At 70.6% G+C, this 25,418-nt stretch carries 23 protein-coding genes; 12 read left to right on the top strand and 11 right to left on the bottom strand.

The genetic code is table 11. The annotated features are described in order from the left end of the window. Positions 1-180: 180 nt before the first annotated feature. On the top strand, positions 181-918 hold the full coding sequence (locus tag IEY82_RS27450; RefSeq protein ID WP_189127122.1) for an SDR family NAD(P)-dependent oxidoreductase: 738 nt from the start codon (positions 181-183) through the stop codon (positions 916-918). An 11-nt stretch (positions 919-929) separates the two neighbouring features. On the opposite strand, the gene IEY82_RS27455 is transcribed toward IEY82_RS27450, so the two are convergent. The 5 genes from IEY82_RS27455 to IEY82_RS27475 all read right to left on the bottom strand — a co-directional run bounded on the left by IEY82_RS27455 (position 930) and on the right by IEY82_RS27475 (position 7,310). Beyond that, the gene (locus IEY82_RS27455) at positions 930-2,189 is read right to left on the bottom strand and encodes a serine hydrolase domain-containing protein (protein WP_189127123.1); all 1,260 of its coding nucleotides are present in this window, start codon (positions 2,187-2,189) and stop codon (positions 930-932) included. Positions 2,190-2,407: 218 nt separating this feature from the next. Continuing rightward, positions 2,408-3,859, bottom strand: a complete 1,452-nt coding sequence (locus IEY82_RS27460; protein WP_189127124.1) for an ATP-binding protein — start codon at positions 3,857-3,859, stop codon at positions 2,408-2,410. 86 nt (positions 3,860-3,945) lie between these two features. After that, complete coding sequence (locus IEY82_RS27465) at positions 3,946-5,595, bottom strand: NAD(P)/FAD-dependent oxidoreductase (RefSeq protein WP_189127125.1); 1,650 nt, start codon at positions 5,593-5,595, stop codon at positions 3,946-3,948. Positions 5,596-5,683: 88 nt separating this feature from the next. Continuing rightward, positions 5,684-6,442: an SDR family oxidoreductase gene (locus tag IEY82_RS27470; RefSeq protein ID WP_189127126.1), complete on the bottom strand. Its 759-nt coding sequence runs from the start codon at positions 6,440-6,442 to the stop codon at positions 5,684-5,686. A 7-nt stretch (positions 6,443-6,449) separates the two neighbouring features. Then, the gene (locus IEY82_RS27475) at positions 6,450-7,310 is read right to left on the bottom strand and encodes an RNA polymerase sigma-70 factor (protein WP_189127127.1); all 861 of its coding nucleotides are present in this window, start codon (positions 7,308-7,310) and stop codon (positions 6,450-6,452) included. A 65-nt stretch (positions 7,311-7,375) separates the two neighbouring features. Between IEY82_RS27475 and IEY82_RS27480 the strand changes: the two genes are divergently transcribed. After that, a complete protein-coding gene (locus tag IEY82_RS27480) occupies positions 7,376-8,050 on the top strand; it encodes a ThuA domain-containing protein (protein WP_189127128.1) in 675 nt (224 codons plus the stop codon). On the opposite strand, the gene IEY82_RS27485 is transcribed toward IEY82_RS27480, so the two are convergent. Further along, on the bottom strand, positions 8,040-8,918 hold the full coding sequence (locus tag IEY82_RS27485) for an alpha/beta fold hydrolase (protein ID WP_189127129.1): 879 nt from the start codon (positions 8,916-8,918) through the stop codon (positions 8,040-8,042). The two genes, IEY82_RS27480 and IEY82_RS27485, sit on opposite strands and share 11 nt — an antisense overlap. Positions 8,919-9,159: 241 nt before the next feature. On the opposite strand from IEY82_RS27485, the gene IEY82_RS27490 reads away from it, so the two are divergent. From IEY82_RS27490 to IEY82_RS27505, 4 genes are all read left to right on the top strand, one after another. Beyond that, a complete protein-coding gene (locus IEY82_RS27490; protein ID WP_189127130.1) occupies positions 9,160-9,564 on the top strand; it encodes a YbaB/EbfC family nucleoid-associated protein in 405 nt (134 codons plus the stop codon). After that, positions 9,561-9,866: a hypothetical protein gene (locus IEY82_RS27495; RefSeq protein WP_189127131.1), complete on the top strand. Its 306-nt coding sequence runs from the start codon at positions 9,561-9,563 to the stop codon at positions 9,864-9,866. Before IEY82_RS27490 ends, IEY82_RS27495 begins: the two co-directional genes overlap by 4 nt. A 215-nt stretch (positions 9,867-10,081) precedes the next feature. Next, a complete protein-coding gene (locus tag IEY82_RS27500) occupies positions 10,082-13,471 on the top strand; it encodes an NUDIX domain-containing protein (protein ID WP_189127132.1) in 3,390 nt (1,129 codons plus the stop codon). A gap of 23 nt (positions 13,472-13,494) precedes the next feature. After that, positions 13,495-13,863: a hypothetical protein gene (locus IEY82_RS27505; protein ID WP_189127133.1), complete on the top strand. Its 369-nt coding sequence runs from the start codon at positions 13,495-13,497 to the stop codon at positions 13,861-13,863. A gap of 90 nt (positions 13,864-13,953) precedes the next feature. Here IEY82_RS27505 and IEY82_RS27510 read toward each other — a convergent pair whose 3' ends face one another. The 4 genes from IEY82_RS27510 to IEY82_RS27525 form a co-directional block, all read right to left on the bottom strand. Then, a complete protein-coding gene (locus tag IEY82_RS27510) occupies positions 13,954-14,589 on the bottom strand; it encodes a MerR family transcriptional regulator (protein ID WP_189127134.1) in 636 nt (211 codons plus the stop codon). A gap of 15 nt (positions 14,590-14,604) precedes the next feature. Continuing rightward, positions 14,605-15,453 (bottom strand): LysR family transcriptional regulator, encoded by an 849-nt coding sequence (locus tag IEY82_RS27515; protein WP_189127135.1) that lies wholly within the window; start codon positions 15,451-15,453, stop codon positions 14,605-14,607. A 146-nt stretch (positions 15,454-15,599) separates the two neighbouring features. Beyond that, positions 15,600-16,070: a methyltransferase domain-containing protein gene (locus IEY82_RS27520; protein WP_189127136.1), complete on the bottom strand. Its 471-nt coding sequence runs from the start codon at positions 16,068-16,070 to the stop codon at positions 15,600-15,602. 135 nt (positions 16,071-16,205) lie between these two features. Further along, positions 16,206-17,153: an N-acetylglucosamine kinase gene (locus IEY82_RS27525; RefSeq protein WP_189127137.1), complete on the bottom strand. Its 948-nt coding sequence runs from the start codon at positions 17,151-17,153 to the stop codon at positions 16,206-16,208. Between the two features lie 79 nt (positions 17,154-17,232). Here IEY82_RS27525 and IEY82_RS27530 point away from each other — a divergent pair, with 79 nt between their 5' ends. The 6 genes from IEY82_RS27530 to IEY82_RS27555 are packed head-to-tail and all read left to right on the top strand — an operon-like array spanning position 17,233 to position 23,021. Beyond that, positions 17,233-18,102, top strand: coding sequence for a MurR/RpiR family transcriptional regulator (locus IEY82_RS27530; RefSeq protein ID WP_189127138.1), 870 nt, complete (start codon positions 17,233-17,235; stop codon positions 18,100-18,102). Between the two features lies 1 nt (position 18,103). After that, a complete protein-coding gene (locus tag IEY82_RS27535; protein ID WP_189127139.1) occupies positions 18,104-18,838 on the top strand; it encodes a sugar isomerase domain-containing protein in 735 nt (244 codons plus the stop codon). Between the two features lie 19 nt (positions 18,839-18,857). Next, positions 18,858-20,267 carry an N-acetylglucosamine/diacetylchitobiose ABC transporter substrate-binding protein gene (gene ngcE / locus IEY82_RS27540; RefSeq protein WP_189127140.1) on the top strand — a complete coding sequence of 470 codons (1,410 nt, stop codon included), beginning with the start codon at positions 18,858-18,860 and terminating at the stop codon, positions 20,265-20,267. Then, positions 20,267-21,175: a carbohydrate ABC transporter permease gene (locus IEY82_RS27545; protein ID WP_189127141.1), complete on the top strand. Its 909-nt coding sequence runs from the start codon at positions 20,267-20,269 to the stop codon at positions 21,173-21,175. The genes ngcE and IEY82_RS27545 overlap by 1 nt, the downstream gene beginning before the upstream one ends. Before the next feature lie 30 nt (positions 21,176-21,205). Next, positions 21,206-22,123, top strand: a complete 918-nt coding sequence (locus IEY82_RS27550; protein ID WP_189127142.1) for a carbohydrate ABC transporter permease — start codon at positions 21,206-21,208, stop codon at positions 22,121-22,123. Between the two features lie 52 nt (positions 22,124-22,175). Beyond that, positions 22,176-23,021, top strand: coding sequence for a phosphotransferase family protein (locus IEY82_RS27555; RefSeq protein WP_189127143.1), 846 nt, complete (start codon positions 22,176-22,178; stop codon positions 23,019-23,021). 100 nt (positions 23,022-23,121) lie between these two features. On the opposite strand, the gene metE is transcribed toward IEY82_RS27555, so the two are convergent. Then, positions 23,122-25,395, bottom strand: a complete 2,274-nt coding sequence (gene metE, locus IEY82_RS27560; RefSeq protein WP_189127144.1) for a 5-methyltetrahydropteroyltriglutamate--homocysteine S-methyltransferase — start codon at positions 25,393-25,395, stop codon at positions 23,122-23,124. Positions 25,396-25,418: the final 23 nt, after the last annotated feature.

A 25,418-nucleotide genomic window follows, 5' to 3' on the forward strand; every position in this document is an offset into this window, starting at 1 on the left:
CCGGGGTTCCGGTTGTCACGATGGCAGATATTTCGCCGTAAGTCGCCGCATATCACCCGCTGTTACCGTCTTGTACGGTAATGGGGCGCATGTACGCTTGCCCGAGCAAGCGCTCGGGCGGGGCTGGGGGCGCAGGAAGCCGGGAGCCGCGCCTCCCGGAGCCGGGGGAGGGCTGCCGTGATGGACGGGATGCGACTGGACGGCCGGACGGCCGTGGTGACCGGGGGCGCGGGCGCCATCGGCTCGGCCATCGCCACCGATTTGACGGCACTGGGCGCCCGGACGGTGATCGCCGACGTCGACCTGCCGGGCGCGGAGAAGGTCGCCGCCGGGCTGGCCGGAGCGGTCCCGATGGCCGTCGACCTCACCTCGCCCGAGTCCGTGGAGCGGTTCTGCGGCGCCTGCGGCGAGGTGGACATCCTCGTGCACAACGCCGGGGTCTCGATCGTCGAGCCGTTCACCGAGAGCGACCCCGCCCACTGGGACCTCATGTGGCAGGTCAACCTGCGCGGTCCGATGCTGATGACCAAGCTGCTGCTGCCCGGGATGACGGCCAGGAGATGGGGCCGGCTGGTGTTCGTCTCGTCCGACGGGGCCCGCGCCGGCTCGGGCGGCGAGGGCGCCTACGCGGCGACCAAGGCGGGCCTGTTCGGCCTGGCCAAGACGCTCGCCCGGGAGGCCGCCCGGGCCGAGGTCACCTCCAACGTGGTCTGCCCCGGTCCGACCGACACCCCGATGCTGCGCCGGGTGTCGGCCGCCGAACCCGGACTGGTCGACCGGATCGCCCGGGGCATCCCGCTGCGCCGCCTCGGCGCCCCGGCCGACGTGGCGGGGCTCGTCGCCTTCCTGTGCACCGAACGCGCCGCCTACCTCACCGGGCAGATCCTGTCGGTGAGCGGCGGCGTGACCATGCACTGAGCGCCGTGCGGTCACAGCGCCTGGTAGACGGCCTCCGTGAGGCGGAACGCCCGCAGGCTGCCGGAGACGGCGTCGGCCATCTTGTTCATCACGTAGCCGACGGCCAGCCCCCGCTCCTCGTCACCCAGGCCCAGGAAGCCGCCGAAGCCCGTGTGACCGAACGCCGTCGCCGACGGCACGAAGAACGTCATCGACGGGCGCATGTAGCCGAGGCCGAACGAGCTGTCCACGTACAGCACCCGGTCGGGGCCCTCGACGCGCGGGCGGACGGCGTCGCGCAGGGTCTCGGGACGTAGCACGTCGCCCGCGATCAGCGACCGGTAGAAGCCCGCCAGCCCCTTGGCCGTGGTGACCAGGCCGGCGGCGGGCCAGCCCGCCCGCAGGATGACCGGGTTGTTCGCGCCGCCGTCGAGCGCCTGCATCCGAGGGTTGCCGAGGGCCCGGTTCATCAGGCTCTCCGGGTCCCGCGCGGCCCGCGCCATCCGGGTGAAGACGTCGCCGCGCGCCTCCGTGAGCCCGCTGAGCGCCGCACCGGCGCCACCCGGCGTGCCGCCGTCCGTGCCGCCGTCCGTGCCGCCGTCCGTGCCGCCGCCCGCTTTCGCCGGCCGGGGGCCGGGCACGGCTCCCGCAGGGGAGGCGGAGCGGCGCTCACCGCTGGACAGGCGGGCGGCGCGGGCGATCACCGCGTCGGAGGCGCCCAGGCACATGTCCAGCCCGAGTGGCCCGGCGATCTCCGCCGCGACCAGCTCGCCGACCGACTTGCCGGTCACCCGCCGCACCACCTCGCCCACCAGGAACCCGTACGTGAGCGCGTGGTAGCCGTGGGCCGTCCCCGGCTCCCACAGCGGCCGCTGCCGGGCGAGGCGGTCCGCGATGGCCGGATGGTCCTCGAACTCCGACACGGGCACCGGCTCCTCCAGCGCCGGGAGCCCGGCCTCGTGGGTGAGCAACTGGCCGACGGTGATCGCCTCCTTGCCCTGTGCCGCGAACTCCGGCCACACCTCCGCCACCGGCGCGTCCACGTCCACCAGCCCCCGCTCCACCAGCCGCAGCAGGACGGTGGCGGTGATCGCCTTGGTGCAGGAGTAGGCGTAGGCGGAGGTGTCCTCCCGCCAGGCGCGCCCGGTGTGCCGGTCGGCGACACCGCCCCACAGGTCCACGACCAGCTCGCCGTCGAGGTAGACCGCGAACGCCGCGCCGAGCTCCTCTCCGTCGGCGAAGTGGCGCTCGAACACCTCCTGGACGCGCGAGAACCGTGGATCGCAGTGCATGGGACCCCTCCACCTCGAAAGGAAGCGCTTACTTGGCTGCCGAGCCTAACAACTGGGATCGCCCCGGCCCAGAAGCCGGTCTCGCCGAGTGGACGGCCCGGTCCCGTCGCTGACGATCGGAGTTGGGACCGGGACCCGCTCGTCCGGGGCAGGACGATCGGAGTTGGGACCGGCACCCGCTCGTCGAGGGCCGGGCGAGCGGAGCGTTTCCGGCGCGCTCAGGCCGGTGCCGGCACCGTGGCCGGCTCGCGCAACGGCAGCCGCACCTCGAACCAGGTCTCGCCGGGCACCGACCGCACCTTGATCTCACCGCCGTGCCGCCCCGCCACGATCCGGTAGGCGATGTCCAGCCCGAGCCCCGTCCCCTGGCCGACCGACTTCGTGGTGAAGAACGGCTCGAAGATCCGGTCCTTGATCGCCTCGGGCACCCCGTGGCCGGTGTCGCCGATCTCGACGATCGCCTCGTCCTCGTCGTAGGCGGTGCGGATCGTCAGCGTGCCCTCCTCGCCCATCGCGTCCAGCGCGTTGTGGATCAGGTTGGTCCACACCTGGTTGAGCTCGCCCGCGTAGGCGGGGACCGGCGGCAGCGTCGGGTCGTAGTCGGTGACCAGGGTGACGCCCGGCGGGATCTTCCCGCGGAAGATGGCGGCCGTGCTGTCGAGCAGCTCGCGCAAATCGCAGACCTGGAACGGCGCGCGGTCCATCTGGGAGTACTGCTTGGCCGAGCGGAGCAGTGAGGTGATCCGCTCGGTCGCCTCGGTGACCTCGCTGAGCATCTGCGAGATCTCGACCGCGCCCGCCAGCCAGCGCAGCGCCGCGGGCGCGTGCCGCTCGCCCACCTTGTCGCGCACCTTCGCCAGGTGCTCATCGGCGAAACCGGCGCTGACCAGCGCGGGAGCCAGATCCCAGGCGTCCTCGACGCCCAGCTCCTCCAGCGCGTCGCCGAGTGTCTCCTCGGCGTCGGAGATCTCCATCGGGCTGCGCGGCGGAAGCGTGCCCACCGCCGCGGTGCACCGCTCCTGCATCTCGATGATCGCGCGCAGCCGCTCGGGCGGGATGCCGTCCTCGGCGAGCTGGGCGAGCCGCATGCGCGACGTCCTGATCAGGGAGCGCAGCTCGCCGACCGCCCGCACGGCCGCCGCCGCCGGGTTGTTCAACTCGTGCGTGAGCCCCGCGGTGATCGTGCCGAGCGCGGTCAGCCGCTGCCGCCGGTCGATGACCTCGCGTTGCGCCCGGCCACCCGACATCAGCCCGTCGAGCAGGTGCATCCCCATCGGGAACCACTCGGCCACGACGTGCGCGAACTTCCTGGCCGGCAGCAGGAACATCCGCGAGGGCGCGGTCGCCTTCAGCGAGTGCTGGTAGGTCTGCGGCGCCCGGTCGCCGAGGTAGGCGGCCGTGGCGCCGCCGTACACGCCGGGCTGGGAGGTGCGCGGCATGGCGACGGTCCCGGCGCTGACCGTCTCCTGGATCATCTGCACCTCGCCCTCGACCAGGACGGCGAAGCACTCGGCGGGATCGCCCTGCCGCACCACGAACTCGTCCTGCTCGAAGCGGCTCATCGCCCCGCTGCCGGCCAGCTTGGCCAGCTGATCGTCGGTCAACCGCTCGAACAGGAACAACTTCCGCAATTCATCGATGTCGACTCTCGCCGGCAGCTCTGTGCTCATCTGCTTCACCGCTCACTGCTTTCGAGTCACTGCTTTTCGAATCACTGCTCTTCGAGTCACTGCTTTTCGAATCACTGCTCTTCGAGTCACTGCTTTTCCAGGTACCGATGCACGAGGGCGACGGCCATCGCCCCCTCGCCGACGGCCGACGCGACCCTCTTGATCGAATCGGCCCGCACGTCACCCGCGGCCAGCACTCCCGGGACGTTCGTCTCCAGGTGGTACGGCTCGCGCCTGAGCGTCCAGTTGCGCGGCCGCTTCCCGCCGTGCACCAGGTCGGGGCCGGTCACCACGAACCCGCGCTCGTCGCGCTCGACCGTGTCGCCGAGCCATGAGGTGTGCGGCTCGGCGCCGATGAACACGAACAGCCACTGCGCGTCGACCGTGCGCTCCTCGCCCTTGGTGGAGATCGAGAGCCGCTCCAGGTGCCCGTCGCCCTGGCCGCCGGTGACCTGGCTCTGGACGTGCACCTCGATGGTGGGGATCGCGTTGATCTGTTCGATGAGGTAGTGCGACATGGATCTCTCCAGACCGTCACTTCTCACCAACAAATGCACCTTGCTCGCGAATCCCGCCAGGTAGACGGCCGCCTGCCCGGCCGAGTTGGCCGCGCCGACGATGTAGACCTCGCTGTCCTGGCATGCGGGCGCCTCGGTCAGGGCGGCGCCGTAGAAGACGCCGCGGCCGACGAAGTCGTCGAGGCCGGGTGCGTCCAGGCGGCGGTAGGTGACGCCGGTGGCCAGGATCACCGCGTGCGCCGCGATCTCGCCGCCTCCCTGGAAGCCGATCACCCGGGCCTGCCCGCGTGGCTCCAGGTGGGTGACGCGGCGCGCGGTCAGCAGCTCGGCGCCGAACTTCAGCGCCTGCCTGCGGGCCCGGTCGGCCAGTTGCTGGCCGGAGACGCCGTCGGGGAAGCCCAGGTAGTTCTCGATCCTGGAGCTCTGGCCCGCCTGCCCGCCGGAGGCGTGCGCCTCGACCAGCACGGTGTTGAGTCCCTCCGAGGCGCCGTACACGGCGGCGCCCAGCCCGGCCGGGCCGCCGCCGATCACGATCAGGTCGTAGAAGTCGGTCGCCGGAGTGGTCGACAGGCCCACGGCCGCGGCCAGCGTGGACTGGTCGGGTGACTGCAGCGACTCCCCGTCCACGGTGATCACCAGTGGCAGACGGCACTCCTCTCCCACGGCGGCGACCAGCTGCGCGCCCTCGGGGTCGTCGGCCAGCATCCACTGGTACGGCACGCGGTTGCGGGCCAGGAAGTCGCGCACCTTGTAGGACGGCGCCGACCAGCGGTCGCCGACCACCCGCAGCTCCGCCACCTCGATCCGGTCGGTGCGCTGCCAGGCGTCGAGCTGGCCGTCGATCACCGGGTAGAACTTCTCCTCCGGCGGATCCCACGGCTTGAGCAGGTAGTGGTCGAGGTCGACCACGTTGATCGCCTGGATCGCGGCGTCGGTGTCGGCGTAGGCGGTCAGCAGCACCCGGCGCGCGTACGGGTACATGTCCATGGCCGCTTCGAGGAACTCCACCCCGTTCATCTGCGGCATGCGGTAGTCGGCGAGGATCGCGGCCACCTCGTCGCCGCGCAGCCGCATCTCCCTGACGGCCTCGATGCCCTCGCCGGCCGCCTCCGCCCGGACGATCCTGTACTGCCGGCCGTACCGACGCCGGAGATCGCGGGCCACCGCCCGCGAGACCCCCGGATCGTCGTCGACCGTCACGATGACCGGCTTGTCCATGGCTCTGCCTTCCCCACGAGGTCCCTAATGGCAGGATGTCATGTGATTCCCGGCTGATGACAACGCGCGGTGGGCAGCAACGCGCTGGTCAGGCGATGATCCGGCTGGCGCCGCCGTCGACGAGCATGGAGATCCCGTTGACGTACGAGGCCCGCTCACTCGCCAGGAAAGCGACCACGTCGCCCACCTCCTCCGGCCGGCCGATCCGGCCCACGGGCACGTCGGCGCCGTTCGCGGACGAATCCAGCCGCCCCGAGAGTTCACGCATCCGCTGGGTGTCGATCGGGCCCGGCAGCACGTTGTTGACCAGCACCCCGTCGCCGCCCACCTCGCGGGCCAGGGTGCGGACGATCCCGGCCACGGCCGAGCGGGTGGCGTTGGACAGGGCCAGCCCGTCGATCGCCTCGCGCACCGACCTGCTGGTGATCGTGACGATCCGGCCCCAGCCGCGCGAACGCATCTCGGGCAGCACGGCATGGATCAGCCGGACCGTGCCGAGCAGGTTGCGCTGGATCGCCACGTCCCACTCGGCCAGGCTCGCGTCGACGAACCGGCCGGCGGGCGGGCCACCGGCGTTGGCGACCAGGATGTCCACCGGGCCGAGCACCTCGCGGGTCTCGGCCGCCAGGCGGGCCGCCGCCTCAGGGTCCTCCACGTCGGCCAGCACGGCGTGCACCACCCCGCCGAACTCCTGCAGCTCGACCACCGCGTCCGCGAGCCGTTCGGGGTCACGGGCGCTGACGCAGACGTCGCATCCCTCGCGGGCCAGGCTCTTGGCCGCCGCCAGGCCGATGCCCGCGCTGCCGCCGGTGACGAGTGCGACTTTTCCCTTGATGCCGAGATCCATGGGCTGACTATAGATCGGAAGCCGCAGCCGACCGTACTCGCCCTAGTTTGTCCGGGTTGAGGATGGCGTAGATCTCGCGGACGCTACCGTCGCGCACGCCCACCATGATCAGCTGCTCCTGGGGGCCGACCCGCATCCAGACGGCCGGATGGCCGTTGACCTGGACGATCCGCGCGCGTTCGAAGTCGTAGCGGGACCGCAGCCCGTTGAGGAAGGCCATCGTCTTGTGCCGGCCCAGGATCGGGCGCAGCGCGGCCCTGACCTTGCCGCCGCCGTCGCTGTAGAACACGACGTCCTCGTGCAGCACCTCGGTGAGCGCCGCCAGGTCGCCGCCCGAGGCCGCCTCCATGAACCTCCTCAGCAGCCTGTCGTGCTCCTCGGCCGTCGGCCGGAACCGCTCACGGCCGTCCGTCAGCCGCATGGCGGCCCGGCGGTGCAGCTGCCGGGCGTTGACGACCGACACGCCGACGATTCCGGAGATCTCGTCGTACGGCAGCTCGAACGCCTCCCGCAGCACGAACACCGCGCGCTCGGGCGGAGTGAGCCGCTCCATCATGTGCAGGGTGGCGAAGGACACGGTGTCACGCAGCTCGGCCGTGTCGAGCGGCCCGGCCTGGGCGGTCGTGACCGGTTCGGGCAGCCAGGGGCCGGTGTAGGCCTCGCGCTTGACCCGGGCCGAGCGGAGCTGGTCGAGGGCCAGCCGCGACACCACCGTGATCAGGAACGCGCGCGGCTCCCTGACCTCGCTCCGGTCGGTGCCCTCCCAGCGCAGCCAGGCCTCCTGCACCACGTCCTCGGCGTCCCACATGCTGCCGAGCAGCCGGTAGGCCAGCCCGAGCAGCGTGGGGCGGAGCTCCTCGAAGTCCATGAACGGCATCATGCCCGCGGGGTTCGCGGGTGGCAAAGCCGGTAAGACCGTGATGAGCTTGGCAAATGGCGAGAAATCTGATCCTGTCGGGAGGGCTGTTCCACGATTTCGACGCCACCTCGTCCGCGCTCGCGCAGGTGCTCGCCGAGGTGGGGATCGAATCCGAGATCACCGACGACATCGCGGGCGCGCTGAGCGAGCCGTCGGAGGTCCAGCTCATCACCGTCAACGCGCTGCGCTGGCAGATGGGCCTCGACCGGTTCGCCGACCTGCGTGACGAGTGGCGGTTCGAACTGCCGGCCCAGGCCCGCACCACCCTGCTCGACCACCTCGACCGGGGCGGCGGCCTGCTGGGCATGCACACGGCGTCGATCTGCTTCGACGACTGGCAGGGCTGGCCGAGGGTGCTGGGCGGCAGCTGGAGCTGGCCCGCGTCGCACCACCCGCCGCTCGGCTGGACCGGGGTCCGGGTGCTCGGCGGCCACCCGGTGGTGGAGGGGCTGCGCGACTTCGACCTGGTGGACGAGGTCTACAGCGACCTTCGGGTGCTGCCGGACGTGCGGCCGCTCGCCTCCTCCAACGGCCAGCCCCTCGTCTGGGCGCGCTCGGTGCGCCGGGGCCGGGTGCTCTACGACGCGCTGGGCCACGACACCCGGTCCTACGACAACGAGATCCACCGCACGCTGCTGCAGCGGGCCGCCCTGTGGCTGCTGAAGCGGCCCGTCACGGTCAGGGACTGACCTCCCGGCCGCCCACGAAGTCCATGATCTCTCTCGCCAGCTCGCCGGGCGCCTCCTCCGCCATGTGGTGCCCGCTGTCCAAAGCGTGCCCGCGCACGTCCACCGCCCAGGACCGCCAGATCGCCAGCGGATCGCCGTACAGGTCGTTCATGTCATCCTTCGTCGCCCACAGGAAGAGCGTGGGGCAGGTCACGCGGCGGCCGGCCGCCCGGTCGGCGTCGTCGGCCGCGCGGTCGACGCCCAGCCCCGCGCGGTAGTCCTCGCACATCGCGTGCACGGTCGCCGGGTCGTGGATCGCCCGGCGGAAGTCCTCGTACGCCTCGGGGTCGCCCATCTGCTCCGGATCCGCCTGGTACCACGCGTCGGGGTCGGCGCAGATGACGCGTTCGGCGGGCTTGGCCGTCTGGCCCAGGAAGAACCAGTGCCACCACCGGGCGGCGAAGGCGGCGTCGCACCGGGCCAGCGCCTCGCCGATCGGCACGCTGTCCAGCACGACCAGGTGCGTGACCGCGTCGGGATGGTCGAGCGCGAGCCGCTGGGCGACGTACGCGCCGCGGTCGTGGCCGACGACGGCGAACCGGTCATGGCCGAGATCGCGCATCAGGGCGACCAGGTCGCGGGCCATCGCCCGCTTGGAGTAGGGCTCGTGGTCAGGTGTGGTCGGCGGCTTGGACGAGCGCCCATATCCCCTTAAGTCCGGGCAGACCACCACATGGTGGGGGTAGAGCACCGGCGCGACCTGGTGCCAGGTGGCGTGCGTGCGGGGGTGGCCGTGGAGGAGCAGCACCGGCGGGCCGGAGCCACCGTGCCGGACGAACAGCTCGGCCTCGCCGACATCGACGGTGGCCGTCGTGAAGTCATCGAACATCCGGCCGCCCCTACCCCGCGAGCGTGTGTTGTCCCCTTGAAGTTCCAACCCGTTTGTGGGTGCTGAAGCGACCCGTCGTGTCGGCGCACCCGGACTGAGCTTGACTCGCCTTCCACGCGTTGTCGATCTCACCTACTATGCGGTGGCGAGATCTTGGATGGCGATTCGCAGGCTCCAAGGACTCGTGCCGGAGGATCGGGCTCGGCGCGTTCAGTCGTGCCGTGGTTTGGATGGTGGGATCGTGAGCGACGAGTTCAGACTGGCCATCGAAGAGCTGGCCGGGGAGTACAACCGTCAGGCCGCCCAGGTGCGGGAGGCGTACGCCAAGCTGACGGAGCTTTCGGCGGTGGGGCGGTCGGCCGACGGCATGGTGACCGTGACGGTAGGGCCGCGCGGGCAGGTTTGTGACCTCCGGCTGGATCCCCGCGCCTATCGCAAGCTGTCGCCGTCGGAGCTGGCCTCGTCGATCATGGAGCAGATCGGTGTGGCCACGGCCGAGGTGGCGGAACGGACGAAGGAGCTCATGGCGCCGTTGGTGCCGGCGGGCCTGGCTTACGAGGACGTCTTCGGTGAGGGGGCGAGTCTGGAGTCGTTCCTGCCTCAGCCGTTGGAACTGCTGCCCGACGAGCGCAGAGCGCGGGAATGACGACGCCCCACGGCGGCTACCACGTCAGTCTCGAAGGGCTGCAGCGGCGGACGGCTCGGGCTCGTGACCAAGCCGACGTATGGGTGGCCGAGCGCGAGGCGCTGCGCGAGGTCTTCATGCGGGAGGGGAATCCGCTTGGCAACGACCAGTACGGCGCGGCCTTGGAGAAAAGACTGCCTGTGATCAACGAAGGTGTCTTCGGCGCTTTTGACGCGGTGATCGGGGAGTTGGAGAGCGTGGCTGAGCGGTTGCGGCTGAGCACGGTCACTTATTCGGCAGCGGAGCACGTCAACGGTGGGTGAATGTTGTGGGGTTTGACGGGTTTCTCGTACCCGATTGGGCCAAGCCGTATGTGGGTTGGGCTGTGGGGATGGATTGGCCTGAAGGGGATGAGTCGGGGTGTTTTCGGTTGGCGGATGCTTGTGTGGCATCTGCGGGCAGATTGGTTGAGGGGGATGGGGTTTCTGGGTTTGCGTTGCCTGGTGAGGATTGGGATGGTGCTGCTCTTCGGGAGTTCGTGGAGCATGTGCGGGACCTGTCGGAGCCGGAGCTGGTAAAGGCGGTTGATCGGCTGGTCGATGCGGCGTTCGAATTCAATGAGCTGGGTGTGCAGGTTGAGTACACCAAGCGAATGATCGAGGTATCGGTCTGGTTTCTGATTTTTCAGATCGGGTGGTTGCTGGCGGCGGCGGTGGGGCCGTGGGGTGGTGTGTCTTTGGCGTTGATCGGGCCGAGGGTGCAGTTGTCGAGGTTGGTGATCGCGCAGCTTGGTAAGCGGTTGCTGATCAATGTGGGGTTGTTCGGGGCGTTGCTGGGTGGGATGGACCTGGCGGTGCAGGCGTCGCAGTCTCGGCGTGATGGTCTGGATGTGGCGCAGCTGGGGATGTCGGCGGGTACGGGCGCGTTGATGGGTGTTTTTCTGACCGCGTTCACGGGATTTTTCCCGACGAGGTCGATGTGGGGGTTGATGGGCCGGTCGGGGTTGGCCAGTGGGGCGAGCACGCTGACTCCGATGGTCTTCAGTGATCAGCCGGTGGATTGGGAGATGGTGCTGAAGGGGGTGACGTCGGGGGTTTTAGGGGGCGCTGATGCGCATTGGGCCAGTTGGAGCCCAGGCGGACGCGTTCCCGGCGGTGAGGGGCCCATGAGCGGCCTGGGTGGTGAGCGCGATGCCGGCCTCACGGGGTTACCTGACTCCACGCCGACCGGCGATGGCGGCACTGGACAGACTGCTGTCCGGGCGGGCATGGATGCCGCGGATCTGAAGGATCCCGTCCTGAGTGCGGCGCAGAAGGCGCAGGAATTGGATGGTGGGGACACGTATGTGCCAAGTTCGGGCCGGGACGGGCGTGACGGTGGTTCTGTCGGGTTGCCTGAGCGGGCGCCTGGGCCGGCGGCTCATAGGGATGGTGTCCCTGTTGAGGAGGGTTCTGCGCGCGGCCGTATGGATGCCGCGGATCTGAAGGATCCTGTTCGGCCTGCTGCGGAGAGGGCGCTGGGGCTGGATGGTGGAGGCGAGACGACGACGTCACTGGGGGCCGTACCCGAACAGGGCGCCCACCCCACTCTGAAGGGCGCGCGGGACCCCGTGACCGCACCCGGCCTTGACGTCGACTCTCTGATCAATCAGGCCAACCCCGGGTCCGTGGCCACCAAGCTCACCGATGGTCCGGCATCTCCTAGTCCGGCATCTCCTTCGGCTGCGGCTCTCCCTCCGCCGGTGGTGGGTAAGGATCCGCAGGCGTCCAGCCCGTTTCAGATCCTGGCGGATCGGGGGCGCTCAGGCGACGGCTATGCGAGTCCGGGACTGTGGGGCAAGTACGGCGCCGCGGGCGTCCTGATAAAGCATGTCGACGCGAATGGGATCCCGCGGTTTCTCCTGGTGCAGCGGGGCCCCGAGGTCAGCTCGAACGCGGGGAAATGGCAGCTGCCCGGTGGGGCGCTGGACAGCAAGGAATCCGCTCCGCAGGGCGTCGCCAGGGAACTCCGCGAGGAGCTGGGAGTCGGGCAGGAGTATCTCAACACGTTGGAGTTCACCGGAACCCACGTGGCCGAGGGACCGAACGGCTGGACCTACACCAACATCGCCGCGGAGGGGGACGCGTTCACACCCAGGGTCGACGGAGGCGAGACCAGTGCCGCCAGGTGGCTGACGCTTGGCGAGCTAGCGATCATGGCGAACAGGGAGCAGCTACACCCTGCTTTGGCCGAGTCGCTCGGTGATGTGCTGTCGTTGTTCGACACCGGAGCGCGTGCCGGCGATGAAGCGGTCGCCACGCGACCACCGGGGCACCCTTCTCCGGTGGATGTGCCCGCCGCGTCTCCCGATGGTGAGCCGGTCGTTTCGGCGGGGCCATACGCAGGCGGTGTCCACGAGACCGGCGCTCCGGCGACGATCCCCGAGATCCCCCGGATGGAGGGATACACCCAGACCGGTGGGCAGGGGGGCTTCAACGAGGGCGGGCGCTACATGGACCCGTCGGGCAAGGAGTGGTACATCAAGGCGCCCAAGACCGATGTGCACGCCATGAATGAGGTCCTCGTTATGGAGCTCTATCGGGAGGCCGGGGTATTCGTGCCGGTGGTCGAGCTGATCTATCTCAACGGCGATCTCGGTGAAGGCAACCTGGGGGTGCGGTCCGGCATCGTCGAGGGCGTGCAGGATCTCGCCACCCATCTGGACGATCCCGCGTATCTCAAGGACTTGTACGGAGACTTCGCGGTAGACGCCTGGGTGGCGAACTGGGACACGATCGGGCGCGCCTACGACAACATCTTGAACACCCCGGACGGGAAGATGCGGATCGACGGCGGTGGCGGACTCCTGTTCCGCGCTCGAGGCGAGCCGAAGGGCGAAAGGTTCGCCGGCCTTGTCGGTGAGATCGACTCCTTGCGGTATTCCCACAGGAATCCACAGGCCAGGGCGGTCTTCCAGCACGTCACCGACGCGGATATCCGGACCGGTGTGCAAAAGGTCGCGAGGGTCAGTGAGCACCGGATCGACGAACTGGTGGACAACAAGGGCTTCCCCGCCGAGGAGGCCGCTTATCTGAAGGCCACACTCAAAGCCCGGCGCCTCGACCTCATGGAACGCTTCGGCGTTCAGGAGGATTCACACGGCGGCGTGAACCACTCAGACGGCACCACTGATCCGGCAGGAAGCCGCTCGCCGACGGAGGTGACCCCGGATGCCGAGCCCCTCCCCGCAGGGCCGACCGGGGAAACCCGGCAGCCCGGCCCCGAGACGCCCCTGGTGACGCCGGAAACGGCCCACACCGCACCAGCCAGATCTGCGCCGTTGGCCGAGCCCATCGGCGCTCGCCTCGTCAGCCCGTCGTTCGGCGACGCCATCTGGAGGCCCGTTATCGACGACCTGCCGGCGCCGCTCAGGCGGGCGCTCTGGATGTACAGCCAGAACGGCTTTACACGGATCAATGGTTTGCTGCGCGATCCCGAGTATTTCCTCACCGAAAGGGAGTACCTCTCACGGCTGCCGGAGGGGCGCGCGCTGATTCGTGCCCACACCGAAAAGAACATAAATTTGATCAACGAGGCGACGCGTCTACGGCCGGTACCCGAGATGATCGACGTCCTCCGTTGGATAGACCTGGCCGGCGATCCCTTCACCGTGCCCGTCGAGGATTTGCCGGGCACGGTCCAGCGCGCCAAGGGATTCCAGTCGACGTACCTCGGCGAGGAGAGGCCGACATCCGCGTCGCGTCCGGCACTTCTCCATCTCCGATTGCCCGAAGGTACGCCGGCGATCTACCTTGAGCCGCTCGTCTCGAGCCGCGAATTCGAGCTGCTGCTCGGTAGCGGCCTGCCATGGTTGGCCGAAGACGTGGTCAAGCAGGGGGATCACTGGCGCATCTACGCTCAGATGCTCCCTGAGGACTTTGACGGCTGAGGCTGACCGTTGGGAGGAACAAGATGTCTCTGCATGATGAGCCGGAATTCCAGACGGTGTGGGCGCCTGAGAGCTATTCGCGGACGACCGAGTCCGCCGTTCGGTTCGTTTCGGTGATTACGGGTGACGTGGTCGTCGGCTATCTATGGGCGGCGCTCACCGATGACGCGGCGCGGTATGTGGCGCGTGCCGACGCCGGTGACGTCGGCGCCAACGCCGGAGTGGCCTGGGTGCAGCGGCTGCGTTGGGCGAAGGCCAACGGGCTCACGCCGCTGCGGGCGCTGCGGCATTGGGCGGGGCAGGCGGAGGATGCCCGTGCGGGACGCATCCTCAGGGACGCAGAGCAGGAACTGCCTGGCCTGCCGGCGCTGGAGCGACTGGCCGCCGGCTGAAGAGCACCAAGGCGGTGCTCGCTCCTCGGTAGAGCGCCGAACAGCAGCGCCGAACAGCAGGGAAACCCTCGTCCGAACCGCTGCGGCCTCCTACGAAGGGGGCGGCCGAAGGAGGAGCCGGTGGGCCGACTCCGACTCGTGGGCCAGGCGGCGCAGCGTGTCGAACGCCCTGCCGAACAGCACCGTGCCGAGCACCATCGCCTCGACCGCCGTCTCGCGGGGCCCGTCGAACGGGATCGTGTCCATCTCCACCTCCGAGACCAGCCGCTGGGCCGCCGCGGCGTAGGGCGTCAGGTCGGTGGACAGGCCCAGCTGGCGCAGCCGGACGAGGGTCTGGGTGAGCTCGTTCCGGGCGGGGGCCTCGGCGGCGACACTCCAGCCCCGCTCCTCGATGAGCCGGTCCACCTGGGCGCGGGCGGCCTGCCACTCGGCTCCGGGCTCGGGCTCGACGACCGGGCCGAGGGCGTACTGGGCGGTGCCGAGCAGGTTGTGGACCGGCAGCGACTCGTCCTCCACCGCCTCGATGATCTTCTTGATGGCGGCCACCGGAAGCCGCCCCACCTCCAGGAGCGCTCTGATCAACCGGAGCCTGCGCAGGTGGGAGTCGTCGTACTCCGCCCGGGTGGCGGCGACCTGCTCGCCGGAGTGCAGCAGGCCCTCGCGGAGGTAGTACTTGATCGTGGGTATGGCCACGCCCGTCCGGGTGCTCAGCTCCGAGATGCGCATCGCTAGATAATAAGGCTATCCAGAGCGGGCCAGGTGGCGGGCGGCATGTGTCAGGTCGTGCACGTCGGCCTGCCGGTTCCACAGGAAGACCACCTCGATGGGCGGCATGTCCTCCGCGATCGGGACGAACACCAGGTGTTCCGGCACGGGAGTGACCTCCCGGATGCTGAGCGTGTAGCCGGCGCCCGACCCGACCATCGCGATGGCCGCGTCGTGCCCGGCCGCCGACGGGCCGAGGCGGGGATGCAGACCGTGCCGTACGAAGCCCTCCAGGTAGCGGCGCGCGCCCGCGACCGCCTCCGAGTCGGGCATGACCAGCGGCTCCGAGGCGAGGTCCGCCAGGTGCAGCGACTCCCGCCCGGACAGCTCGTGGTCACGGGGGAGGAGGGCGTGCACGGCATAGCGGCGGATGAGCATCCGGGCGACGCCGCGCGGCAGCGAGCCGGGGGCGTAGCCGAGCCCCGCCTGCAGCGTGCCGTCCATGATGGAGACGATCTGCTCGGCCGTGCCCATCGGGGCGACGCGCAGCCGCGAGCCCTGGAGCTGCGACAGCAGCCGGGCGACCACGTCGCCCAGACCGTCGGCCACGCCCAGGCGGATGGTCTGGCCCTTGCCGCGCGCGGCGGTGACGGCCCGCTCGAACGCGTCGACCGCGATGGTCGCCTGGGCCAGGAAGACCTCGCCCGCCTCGGTCAGCCGCACGCCGCTGGAGGAGCGGGAGAACAGCTCCACACCGATCTCCTTCTCCAGCGCTCTGAGCTGCTCGGACAGGGTGGGCTGGGCGATGTGGAGCACCGCGGCGGCGCGGCGCAGGCTGCCCGCGCGGGCGATCGCGATGGCGTACCGTACGTGCCGTAGATCCATCGCTCACCTTCTCCGGTGATAGGCGCGGGCTATCGGATGATCGCACCTCCCGGCCGCGAACGGGATATCCATCGCGAAGCGGTTCAGTTGCCCTTGGGTGACGATATTTCGCCGGAAGGCTCCAGGAGCCTCCCCGGCTCGTCCAGTTACACCCGGACGCCGCAGGTGACGTGGACCCTGTCGAAGGGGGCGCGCTCCGGGCAGCCGGCCGCCCCGTCACCGACGATCAGGTGCGGGTGGACGCCTGCCTCGCGCAGGTTGCCGGCCGCCTGCCCCGCCACCGCGGGATCGACCTCGACCGAGGTCACGCCGCCCTCGCCGACCAGGTGGGACAGCAGGACACAGGTCCAGCCGGTGCCGACCTCCAGCACGCGGTGGCCGGGCTCGGGATCCAGCCACCGCAGCAGGTCGGCCACCATGCTGGGCTGGGAGGCCGAGGAGGTGTAGTCGCCGGCGGCCCTCCTGACGTCGGTGTCGCCGTCGTCCAACTGGGTGACGATGCCGGTGTCGGAGTAGACGGCGTCCCACCCGTCGTCGGGGTCGGCCTCCCGGTCGATGAGGCGCACGCCCTCGTCGTGGGCCTGACCGACGGGCGTGATGAACCGGTGACGGGGCACGGCCCGCAACGCGTCGCGGACCCATCCGGGACGCGGCGCGATGGCGCCGATCTCCTCGATCAGCGCCTCGATCCGCGTACCGTGATCGTACGAGTGCGCAACGGATTTCGCAGGAAGATGACCATGGCGGGGTGGTCAGGGGGCGGCGGTGAACCTCGGGTGCAGGTCGCGGGCCCGGTCCTCCGGCAGCAGGGGACGGGCGGCCAGCCAGGCGGCCGCGCCCGCCGCGTCACGCGCCGTCGTCACGGTCTCGCCCGCCAGCAGCTCGCGCACCGCTCGGCGCACCGGGCCCTCGCTGGTCAGCACGCTCCCGGCGAGCACCACGGGGCCCGACACGTGCACCCTGCGGACGGTGGTCACCAGGTGCCCGGCCGCCCGGCGGGCGATCGCCAGCGCCACCGGGTCGCCCGCCGTCGCGGCCTGGCTCACCGGCGCCGCCAGCGCGGCCAGCCGCATGTGGTCGGCCTGGGCGAGGCGTACCAGCCGGTCCGCGCTCTGACGCGGTGAGGGGCCGCGCTCCGCGCCGAGGAAGTGGTCCAGCACCAGGGTGGCGAGCAGCCCCTCGGGCTCGGCCCGGTCGAGGGCGGCCACGACGGCCTTGGCGGCGGCGCGGCCGATCCAGAAGCCCGACCCCTCGTCGCCGAGCAGCCAGCCGAGCCCGTCGGCGATCACGTCCTGCTGGTGGCCGACGATCCGGGCCGCCACCGCGCCGGTGCCCGACAGCAGCAGCGAGCCGCACGGCTCGGGCGAGCCCGCGACGTAGGCGATGGCCACGTCACCCGCGACCTCCGGCCCGCCGGGAACACCGTGCCCGGCCCAGATCCGCGCCAGCTCGGGCGCCAGCTCGTCGACCTTGCCCGCCACGCCCGCCAGGGAGGCGACGACCCGGGAGCCGTCGAGGGAGCCCAAGGCCTCCTCCAGGGCCGCGCCGATGGCGGCCACCGCTCTGGCCAGGCCGTGGGCGCTCGGATTGCCCGCTCCGGCCCTGGCGTAGCCGACCCGGGTGCCGTCGAGGGTGTGGATCGAGACCCGGGTGGAGGTGGCTCCGGCGTCGACCCCGACGACCAGCGGCGAATGAGTCACGGACCGATTGTGGGTCTTGACGTGATCGAGTTGCAAGAATAATTTTCGCTGCAATGCCGGGTGTCCGGAAGGAATATTCGTGAGCTCAGGAGCCCTCGGGCGCATCGAGACCGAGCTGCCGGGTCTGCCGGAGGCGCTGCGCAGGGTCGGGGAGGTGATCCTCGGTGACCCCGCCGAGGCCGCGCGCTCGACGATCATCGCCCTGGCCGAGCGGGCGGGCAGTTCGCCCGCGACCGTGACCAGGTTCTGCCGGGCGTTCGGCTTCTCCGGCTACGCGGAGCTCCGCGTGGCGATCGCCACCGAGACCGGCAGGGCCGCCCAGGCCGGCTGGGGAGCGGGCGTCGGCCACGAGATCGGCCCCGACGACCCGCTGGAGTCGGCCATCGAGGTGATGGCGGCGGCCGACGCCCGGCTGATCCAGGACACCGCCGCCCAGCTCGACTCCGAGATCGTCGCCCAGGTTGCCGACGCGATCGTCGCGGCGCGCAGAGTGCTCCTCGTCGGCGTCTCCACCAGCGGTAACGTCGCCACCATGCTCGAAGGACGGCTGCGCCGCATCGGCATCCCCGGCTGGAGCGCCGGCGACGCGCACGTGGCGCTGTCCGACGCCGCGCTGCTCGGCCCGGGTGACATCGCCATCGGCATCAGCCACCGGGGCCGCACCCGCGAGGTCATGGAGGCGCTGGCCGAGGCCGGCGGACACGGCGCCACCACGGTCGCCGTCACCTCCTTCGCCCGCTCGCCGCTGGCCGAGCTGGCCGACCTGGTGCTGACGACGGCCAGCCGGGAGACGACGTTCCGGCTCGGCGGGCTGGCCGCCGTCCATTCGCAGCTGTTCGTGCTCGACGCCGTCTACGTGGCGGTGGCCCAGCGCACCTACGAGCGCACCAACGAGGCGTTCGAGCTGACGATCAGCGCCGTGGAAAGCCATCGGGTGGAGAGAGGCTGAATTGACGTACGCGACCAAGGCCCTGGAGTTGGCCCGCCAGGTCTCGCAGACCCAGTCGGAGGGGGTGGGGCGGGCCGCCGAGCTGATCGTCGCCTCGCTCCGCGCGGACGGCGTGGTCAACGCCTTCGGCTCCGGCCACTCCGAGGCCATCGCCATGGAGATCGCCGGCCGCGCCGGGGGGCTCGTGCCCAGCAACCGGCTCACCCCGCGCGACCTCGTCCTGTACGGCGGGCAGCCGCCGAGCGTGCTCACCCCCGAGCTCGAACGTGACCCGGCGATCGCCCACCAGATCTACGCCCTGGCGCCCGTCGAGCCGCAGGACGTGTTCGTCCTGGTCTCCAGCTCGGGCGTCAACGGCGCCGTCGTCGAACTGGCCACGATCGTCAAGGAGCGCGGCCACGCCCTGATCGCGCTGACCTCGGTCGCGCACAGCACGCGGATGACCTCGCGGCATCCGTCCGGCGGCAAGCTGCTCGACCTGGCCGACGTCGTGCTGGACAACGGAGCCCCGTACGGGGACTCCCTCCTCGAACTGCCCGGTGGCGGCGGCTACGGCGCGGTCTCGACGATCACCTCGGCGCTGCTCGCGCAGATGGTGGTCACCGAGGCCGTGGACCGGCTGGTGGCGCTGGGTGAGACACCGCCCGTCTACCTGTCGGCCAACGTGGCGGGCGGCGACGAGCACAACAGAGCCCTGGAGAGCCGTTACGCAGGGCGCATCAGACGTGGAGCATGAATAGTCAGGAGTAGACATAATGCCGCACACCCCCCGCATCACCCGGCGTGACCTTCTCCGAGCCGCAGCACTGGCGCCCGTCGCGGGAGCGCTCGCCGCCTGCGCCACCCCGGCGGCCAAGCCCACCGCGTCCTCGGCCGCGCCGGCCGCGACCAGCGCCGCCAACCCGCTCGGCGTCCCCGGCGACAAGCCGCTGGAGGTGTGGATCTTCGACGGCGGGTTCGGCCAGGACTACGCCAAGAACATCCACCAGCCACTGTTCAAGGCGAAGTATCCGGGTGTCGAGATCAAGCACAACTCCACCAAGGAGATCACCAAGGTCCTGCAACCGAGGTTCGCCGGCGGCAACCCGCCCGACGTGATCGACAACTCCGGCGCCAACGCCATGGACTTCGGCGCGCTCGCCCAGGACGGCCAACTGCAGGACCTCACGCCGCTGCTCGACGCGCCCTCCTGGGACGACCCCGCCACCAAGGTCCGCGACACCATCGATCCGGCCGTCGTCGAGCTCGGCACCTACGACGGCAAGTTCAGCGTGCTGGGCTACGTCAACTACATCTTCGGCATCTGGTACTCCCAGAAGGTCTTCCGCGACAACGGCTGGGAGGTGCCCAGGACCTGGGACGAGTTCCTCAAGCTCAACGAAACGATCAAGAAGTCCGGCAAGATGGCGCCGTTCACCTACGCCGGCAAGCACCCGCAGTACCTGTACGAGCCGCTGCTCACCATGGCGGCCAAGATCGGCGGCAACGAGGTGCTGGTGAACCTCGACAACCTCGAAGACGGCGCCTGGACCGCCGAGCCGATGAAGGCGGCCGCCGCCGCCTGGGCCGAGATCGGCGCCAAGTACCTGATGGAGGGCACCGCCGGGCTCGACCACGTGCAGACCCAGACCGCTCAGAACAAGTACAAGGTCGCCATGCTGCCGTCGGGGTCGTGGCTGGAGAACGAGCAGAAGACCACCACCCCCGACGACTTCGAGTACGGGATGTTCCCGCTGCCCGACGTCACCGGCTCCGACAAGCTGCCGTACGGCACACTGCACACCACGCCCGGCGAGAACTTCATCGTCCCGTCCAAGGGCGCCAACCCGCGGGCCGGCATGGAGTACCTCCGGGCCATGCTGTCGAAGAAGGCGGCCGGCGACTTCAGCGAGCTGGTCAAGACCGTCTCGGTGGTCAAGGGCGCGGGCGAGGGCAGGCAGCTCTCACCCGGCGCCGCCAGCGCCTCCAAGGCGATGACCGAGGCGGGCGCCAACACCGTCACCTACCGCTGGCAGACGTGGTACGCGCAGCTCAAGGACGAGGCGATGGCCGCCACCGGCCAGTTGATGAGCGGCGGGCTCACCCCGGACAAGTACCTCGAACGCCTGCAGAAGAAGGCCGACGAGATCAAGAACGACTCCTCGATCAAGAAGTTCAGGCGCTGATGTACAACGCTCACCGGCGGAGTCTGTTCCTCTTCGCCTTCCTGGCGGCTCCGGTGACGCTCTACCTGGTCTACGTCATCTCGCCGTACGTCCAGGCGTTCTACATCGCCATGACCGACTGGCGGGGCGTGTCCGCCACGCCGGAGTTCGTCGGGCTGGACAACTTCGTCCGGCTGTTCTCTGACGGGATCTTCTGGAAGGCGGTCACGCACAACCTGGCGCTGCTCGTGCTGCTGCCGCTGCTGACGATCGTCATCGCCCTGTTCTTCGCCTTCCTCCTGAACGTGGGCAACGGGCGGGGCGTGGGCGGCGTCGCCGGGTCGAAGTTCTACCGGGTGGTGTTCTTCTTCCCGCACGTGCTGGCCGTCGCGGTGGTCGCGGTGCTGTTCCAGCAGGTGTTCAGGCCCGACGGCAGCGGCATGCTCAACGGTCCGCTGATGGCGCTCGGCGCCAGGCCGGTGGGCTTCCTGTCCGATCCGGACGTGGCGTTCTGGTCGGTGCTCGGCGTCATGCTCTGGCAGGCGGTCGGCTTCTACGTGGTGCTGTTCTCCGCCGGGCTCGCCTCCATCCCGCGCGACATGTTCGAGGCGGCGCAGATCGACGGGGCGGGGCGGGTGAGCATGTTCGTCCGCGTCACGCTGCCGCTGCTCTGGGACACGATCCAGGTGGCGTGGGTCTACCTCGGCATCCTGGCGCTGGACGTGTTCGCGATCGTGTGGGTGATGACCGACCAGCACGGCGGCCCCGACTTCTCCACCACGGTCATGGCCGCCGAGATCTACCGCAACGCCTTCCACTACTTCCGCTTCGGCTACGCCTCGGCACTGGGCGTGGTGATGTTCTTCTTCACCATCGGCTTCACGATCCTCTCGCTGCGCCTGTCCCGCCGCGAACGAATCGAGTACTAGAGATGACGTACTAGAGATGACGTACGAGAGATGACGACGACGACCTCCTGGACGGTCGCCAACTCCCGCCGGCTGGCCCGGCGCGAGGGCAGGCGGCGGCTCGGGCCGATGGCGGCGCTGTCGCACCTGGCGCTGCTGCTGTGGACCGTGCTGACCGTGGTGCCGATCCTGTGGACGTTCCTCGCCTCGGTCAAGAGCGAGGACGAGATCTTCGGCGACGCCTGGTCGCTGCCCGCGACCCTCCAGTGGGACAACTTCGCCCGGGCCTGGGAACAGGCGCACATCGGCCAGTACATGCTCAACAGCGTCGTCGTGGTCGGGTTCGGCACCTTCGGCACCATGCTGCTCGGCTCCATGGCGGCGTACGTGCTGGCCCGCTACGAGTTCCGCGGCAACCGGGCGGTCTACCTGCTGTTCGTGTCGGGGCTGGCCTTCCCCGTCTACCTGGCGCTGACGCCGCTCTTCTTCGTGGTGCAGAACATGGGCAACGTGCCGCTGGTCGGGCCGTTCATCGGGCTCAACACGCACGCGGGGCTGGTGCTCGTCTACATCGCCTACTCGATGCCGTTCACGGTGTTCTTCCTGGCGGCGTTCTTCCGTACGCTGCCGCAGGCGGTGGCGGAGGCGGCCCTGGTCGACGGCGCCTCGCACACGCGGGTCTTCTTCCAGATCATGCTGCCGATGGCCCGGCCCGGCATGGTGAGCATCACCATCTTCAACATCCTGGGCCAGTGGAACCAGTACCAACTACCCCTGGTGCTGCTGCAGGAGCGCGACAAGTGGGTGCTCACGCAGGGCATCGCCGACATCTCGACCGCCGCGGGCTACGACCAGGACTGGGCCGCCCTGTTCGCCGCGCTGACCCTGGCGATCCTGCCCATGCTGGTCGTCTACACGGTCTTCCAGCGTCAGATCCAGTCCGGTCTGACGGCCGGCGCCCTCAAGTAGCCGCCTGGGCCGGGCGTTCGCGTCCCGGCCCGAGCGGGCCTAGGCTGCCGGTGTGATCGGCGACATCCACGCTCTGCTGTCCCGCCATCTTCCCCACTACGAGGTGCGCAGCCTTGCCGAGTCCGGTCGCGGCCTCGACAACGTGGTGTACGAGGTCAACGGCGAGCTCATCGTCCGGCATGGCCGGGCGGCCGACCCGGAGGCGACCCGGCGTGAGGCCGAGTTGCTGGCCGTCGTCGCCGAGCTGTCCACGCTCCCGGTGCCCGAGGTGGTGTTCATCGACCCCGAGGCGGCGGTGATCGCCTACGCCAAGCTGCCCGGCCGGTCCCTCGACCGGCACCCGGTGGCCGAGCCAGCGCGGCTCGCCGAGCCGCTGGGCGGCTTTCTCAGCGCCCTGCACGGTGCCGAGCCGGGCACGATGCTCGACCTCGCGCCGCTCGACGCCTATCCCGCGCCGACCCTGCTCCACGACGCCGAGCTCGAATACCTCGACGTCGCGGCGCACGTCCCCGAGCGGCACCGGCCGCTGATCGAGAGCTTCCTCGGCGCGGCGCCGCCGCCCGAGCCCACGTCGCCGCGCTTCTGCCACAACGACCTGGGCGCCGAGCACCTGCTGGCCGACCCCGCGAGCGGCGAGCTGACGGGCGTCATCGACTGGACCGACGCCGCGGTGACCGACCCGGCCCACGACTTCGCCCTCATCTACCGCGACCTCGGCCCCGAGGTGTTCGAGCGGACACTGTTCCACTACGACGGCCGCCTCGACGACGCCGGCCGGGCCCGCGTGCTGTTCTACGCCCGGTGCGCCCTGATCGAGGACCTCGCCTACGGGCTCAGCACGGGCCCGCGCCACTACGCCGACGCGGCCCTCGCCCACCTCGCGCACACCTTCGCCTAACCCGTTCGCCCGGCCGCTTTCATTGGGCCGGTTCGCCGGGCCCGGACGCGCCGGCTCACCCGGCGCGCCCGTGCACTCGTGCGGCCGGAGTGCCGCCCGCTCAGCGGCCCGCGCCGGCGAGTTCGTCGCGCAGCCGCCGTGTGGCCGTGGCCATGTTGGCCAGCGCCGCCTCGACCTGCTCGTACGTCCGCGTCTTCAGCCCGCAGTCCGGGTTGACCCAGACCCGCTCGGCCGGCAGCGTCCGCAGCGCCGCGCGCAGCAGCCGCTCGACCTCGTCGACGCCGGGCACCCGCGGCGAGTGGATGTCGTAGACACCGGGACCGAGCCCGCGTTCGAACGTGCCGACCGAGCCGAGCAGCCGGGCCCCCGAACGGGCCGATTCGATCGTGGTGACGTCGGCGTCGAGGCCGTCGATGGCGTCCAGGATCTGGTCGGCGTCGGAATAGCACAGGTGCGTGTGGATCTGGGTGCGGTCGCCCGCGCCGGAGGTGGCTCGCCGGTAGGCCGCCACGGCCCACTCCAGGTAGCCGGCCCGCGCGGCCTCGCGCAACGGCAGCAGCTCGCGCAGCGCGGGCTCGTCCACCTGGATGATCGGGACACCGGCCGCCTCCAGGTCGCGCACCTCCTCCCGCACCGCGTCGGCCACCTGGAACACCACGTCACGCAGTGGCAGGTCGTCCCGCGCGAACGACCAGGCGACGATCGTCACCGGCCCGGTGAGCATGCCCTTGACCGGCCGGTCCGTGAGCGAGCGGGCGTAACGGGCCCACCGCACGGTGATGGGCTCGGGACGGCTCACGTCGCCGTGCAGGATGGGCGGCCGGGTGCAGCGCGAGCCGTACGACTGGACCCAGCCGTTCCTGGTGACCGCGAAGCCGTCGAGGTGCTCCGCGAAGTACTGGACCATGTCGTTGCGCTCCGGCTCGCCGTGCACGAGGACGTCGAGCCCGAGCCGCTCCTGCGCCCGGATGACCCGCTCGATCTCGCCCTCCACCCGCCGTTCGTAGTCAGCGGCGCTCAGCCTGCCCGCCACCGCGGCCGCGCGGGCCTCACGCAGCTCGCCGGTCTGCGGGAACGACCCGATGGTGGTGGTCGGCAGCAGGGGCAGGCGCAGGTGCGCGGCCTGCGCCGCGGCCCGCACCGCGTACGGCGCGCGCCCGCCGCCCACGACCGGCTCAGCGGGCGGCCGCGACAGCGGCCCGGACAGCGGCCCGGAGAGCGGCCCGGCGTCCGGCCGGGCAAGCGTTCCGGTGTCCGGCCGGGGCCGCGCGACCCGCTCCCCGTCCTCCAAGCCGGTATGGGCCAGCTCCACCACCTCGGCGACCTTCTGCTCGGCGAACGCCAGCCGCGCCTTCAGCCCGGAGTCCAGGTCCGGCTCGGCCTCCACGTCGTACGGCACGTGCAGCAGCGAGCAGGAGGTGCTGACCACCACCCGCCCGGCCTGCTCCCGCACGGCCGACAGCAGGCGGGCGGCCCGCTCCGGAGGCGTCCGCCACACGTCGCGTCCGGACACGACCCCCGCCACGACCGTCTTGCCGGCCAGCGCCCCGAGCCCGTCGAGACCGCCGCGCACCAGGTCCACCCCGATCGCCTCCACCGGGGTGGCGGCGAGGACCGGCAGCGCCTCGCCCAGGTGGCCGAAGTAGGAGGCGACGAACAGTCCCGGCCGGGCGCTCCGCGCTCCGAGCCGCTCGTAGGCGGTCCGCACGGCGGCCAGCTCCTCGGGCGTCAGGTCCGCGACCAGCGCCGGCTCGTCGAGCTGTACCCAGGTGACGCCCTCGGCGGCCAGCAGGGCGAGCAGCTCCTCGTAGCAGGGGAGCACGTCGTCGAGGCGGTCCAGCGCGGAGGCCAGCAGCAGGAACGTCACGGGCCCGATGACCACCGGCCGCGTCTCGAACCCCAGCTCGCGGGCCTGCCGCAGCTCGGCGAGCGGCTTGGCGGCGTCCAGCTCGAACGCGGTGTCCGGTCCGACCTCCGGCACGATGTAGTGGTAGTTGGTGTCGAACCACTTCGTCATCCGCAGCGGTGCCAGCCCGTCGGTGCCCCTGGCCATGGCGAAGTAGGGGTCCTCGGCCGCCTGATAGCGCTCCGGCACCGCGCCGAGCAGCACCGACGTGTCCAGCACCTGGTCGTAGAGCGAGAACGTGTTGGACGGCAACCCCTCCAGTCCCAGCTCGGCGAGCCGGGTCCAGGTCCGTTCGCGGATCGCGGCCCCTACCGCCTCCAGCTCCGCGCGGCTGCCACGGCCGTCCCAGTAGGCCTCCAGGGCCCGTTTCAGCTCCCTGCGCGGGCCGATCCGCGGATAGCCGAGCACGGTGGAGCGCGGAAAACGGGACGGCGAAGGGGACAGCGAAGGGGACGGTGAACGGGACATCGTGATGCTCCCTCGATAGGCGG

Source organism: Nonomuraea cavernae, from assembly GCF_014646355.1.
Taxonomy (GTDB): domain Bacteria; phylum Actinomycetota; class Actinomycetes; order Streptosporangiales; family Streptosporangiaceae; genus Nonomuraea; species Nonomuraea cavernae.

Bases quoted from the DNA above. Each gene is read 5' to 3' on its own strand.
- IEY82_RS27450 (WP_189127122.1), top strand. From the start codon at position 181: ATGGACGGGATGCGACTGGACGGCCGGACGGCCGTGGTGACCGGGGGC.
- IEY82_RS27455 (WP_189127123.1), bottom strand. From the start codon at position 2,189: ATGCACTGCGATCCACGGTTCTCGCGCGTCCAGGAGGTGTTCGAGCGC.
- IEY82_RS27460 (WP_189127124.1), bottom strand. From the start codon at position 3,859: ATGAGCACAGAGCTGCCGGCGAGAGTCGACATCGATGAATTGCGGAAG.
- IEY82_RS27465 (WP_189127125.1), bottom strand. From the start codon at position 5,595: ATGGACAAGCCGGTCATCGTGACGGTCGACGACGATCCGGGGGTCTCG.
- IEY82_RS27470 (WP_189127126.1), bottom strand. From the start codon at position 6,442: ATGGATCTCGGCATCAAGGGAAAAGTCGCACTCGTCACCGGCGGCAGC.
- IEY82_RS27475 (WP_189127127.1), bottom strand. From the start codon at position 7,310: ATGGACTTCGAGGAGCTCCGCCCCACGCTGCTCGGGCTGGCCTACCGG.
- IEY82_RS27480 (WP_189127128.1), top strand. From the start codon at position 7,376: ATGGCGAGAAATCTGATCCTGTCGGGAGGGCTGTTCCACGATTTCGAC.
- IEY82_RS27485 (WP_189127129.1), bottom strand. From the start codon at position 8,918: ATGTTCGATGACTTCACGACGGCCACCGTCGATGTCGGCGAGGCCGAG.
- IEY82_RS27495 (WP_189127131.1), top strand. From the start codon at position 9,561: ATGACGACGCCCCACGGCGGCTACCACGTCAGTCTCGAAGGGCTGCAG.
- IEY82_RS27505 (WP_189127133.1), top strand. From the start codon at position 13,495: ATGTCTCTGCATGATGAGCCGGAATTCCAGACGGTGTGGGCGCCTGAG.
- IEY82_RS27510 (WP_189127134.1), bottom strand. From the start codon at position 14,589: ATGCGCATCTCGGAGCTGAGCACCCGGACGGGCGTGGCCATACCCACG.
- IEY82_RS27515 (WP_189127135.1), bottom strand. From the start codon at position 15,453: ATGGATCTACGGCACGTACGGTACGCCATCGCGATCGCCCGCGCGGGC.
- ngcE (WP_189127140.1), top strand. From the start codon at position 18,858: ATGCCGCACACCCCCCGCATCACCCGGCGTGACCTTCTCCGAGCCGCA.
- IEY82_RS27545 (WP_189127141.1), top strand. From the start codon at position 20,267: ATGTACAACGCTCACCGGCGGAGTCTGTTCCTCTTCGCCTTCCTGGCG.
- IEY82_RS27550 (WP_189127142.1), top strand. From the start codon at position 21,206: ATGACGACGACGACCTCCTGGACGGTCGCCAACTCCCGCCGGCTGGCC.
- metE (WP_189127144.1), bottom strand. From the start codon at position 25,395: ATGTCCCGTTCACCGTCCCCTTCGCTGTCCCCTTCGCCGTCCCGTTTT.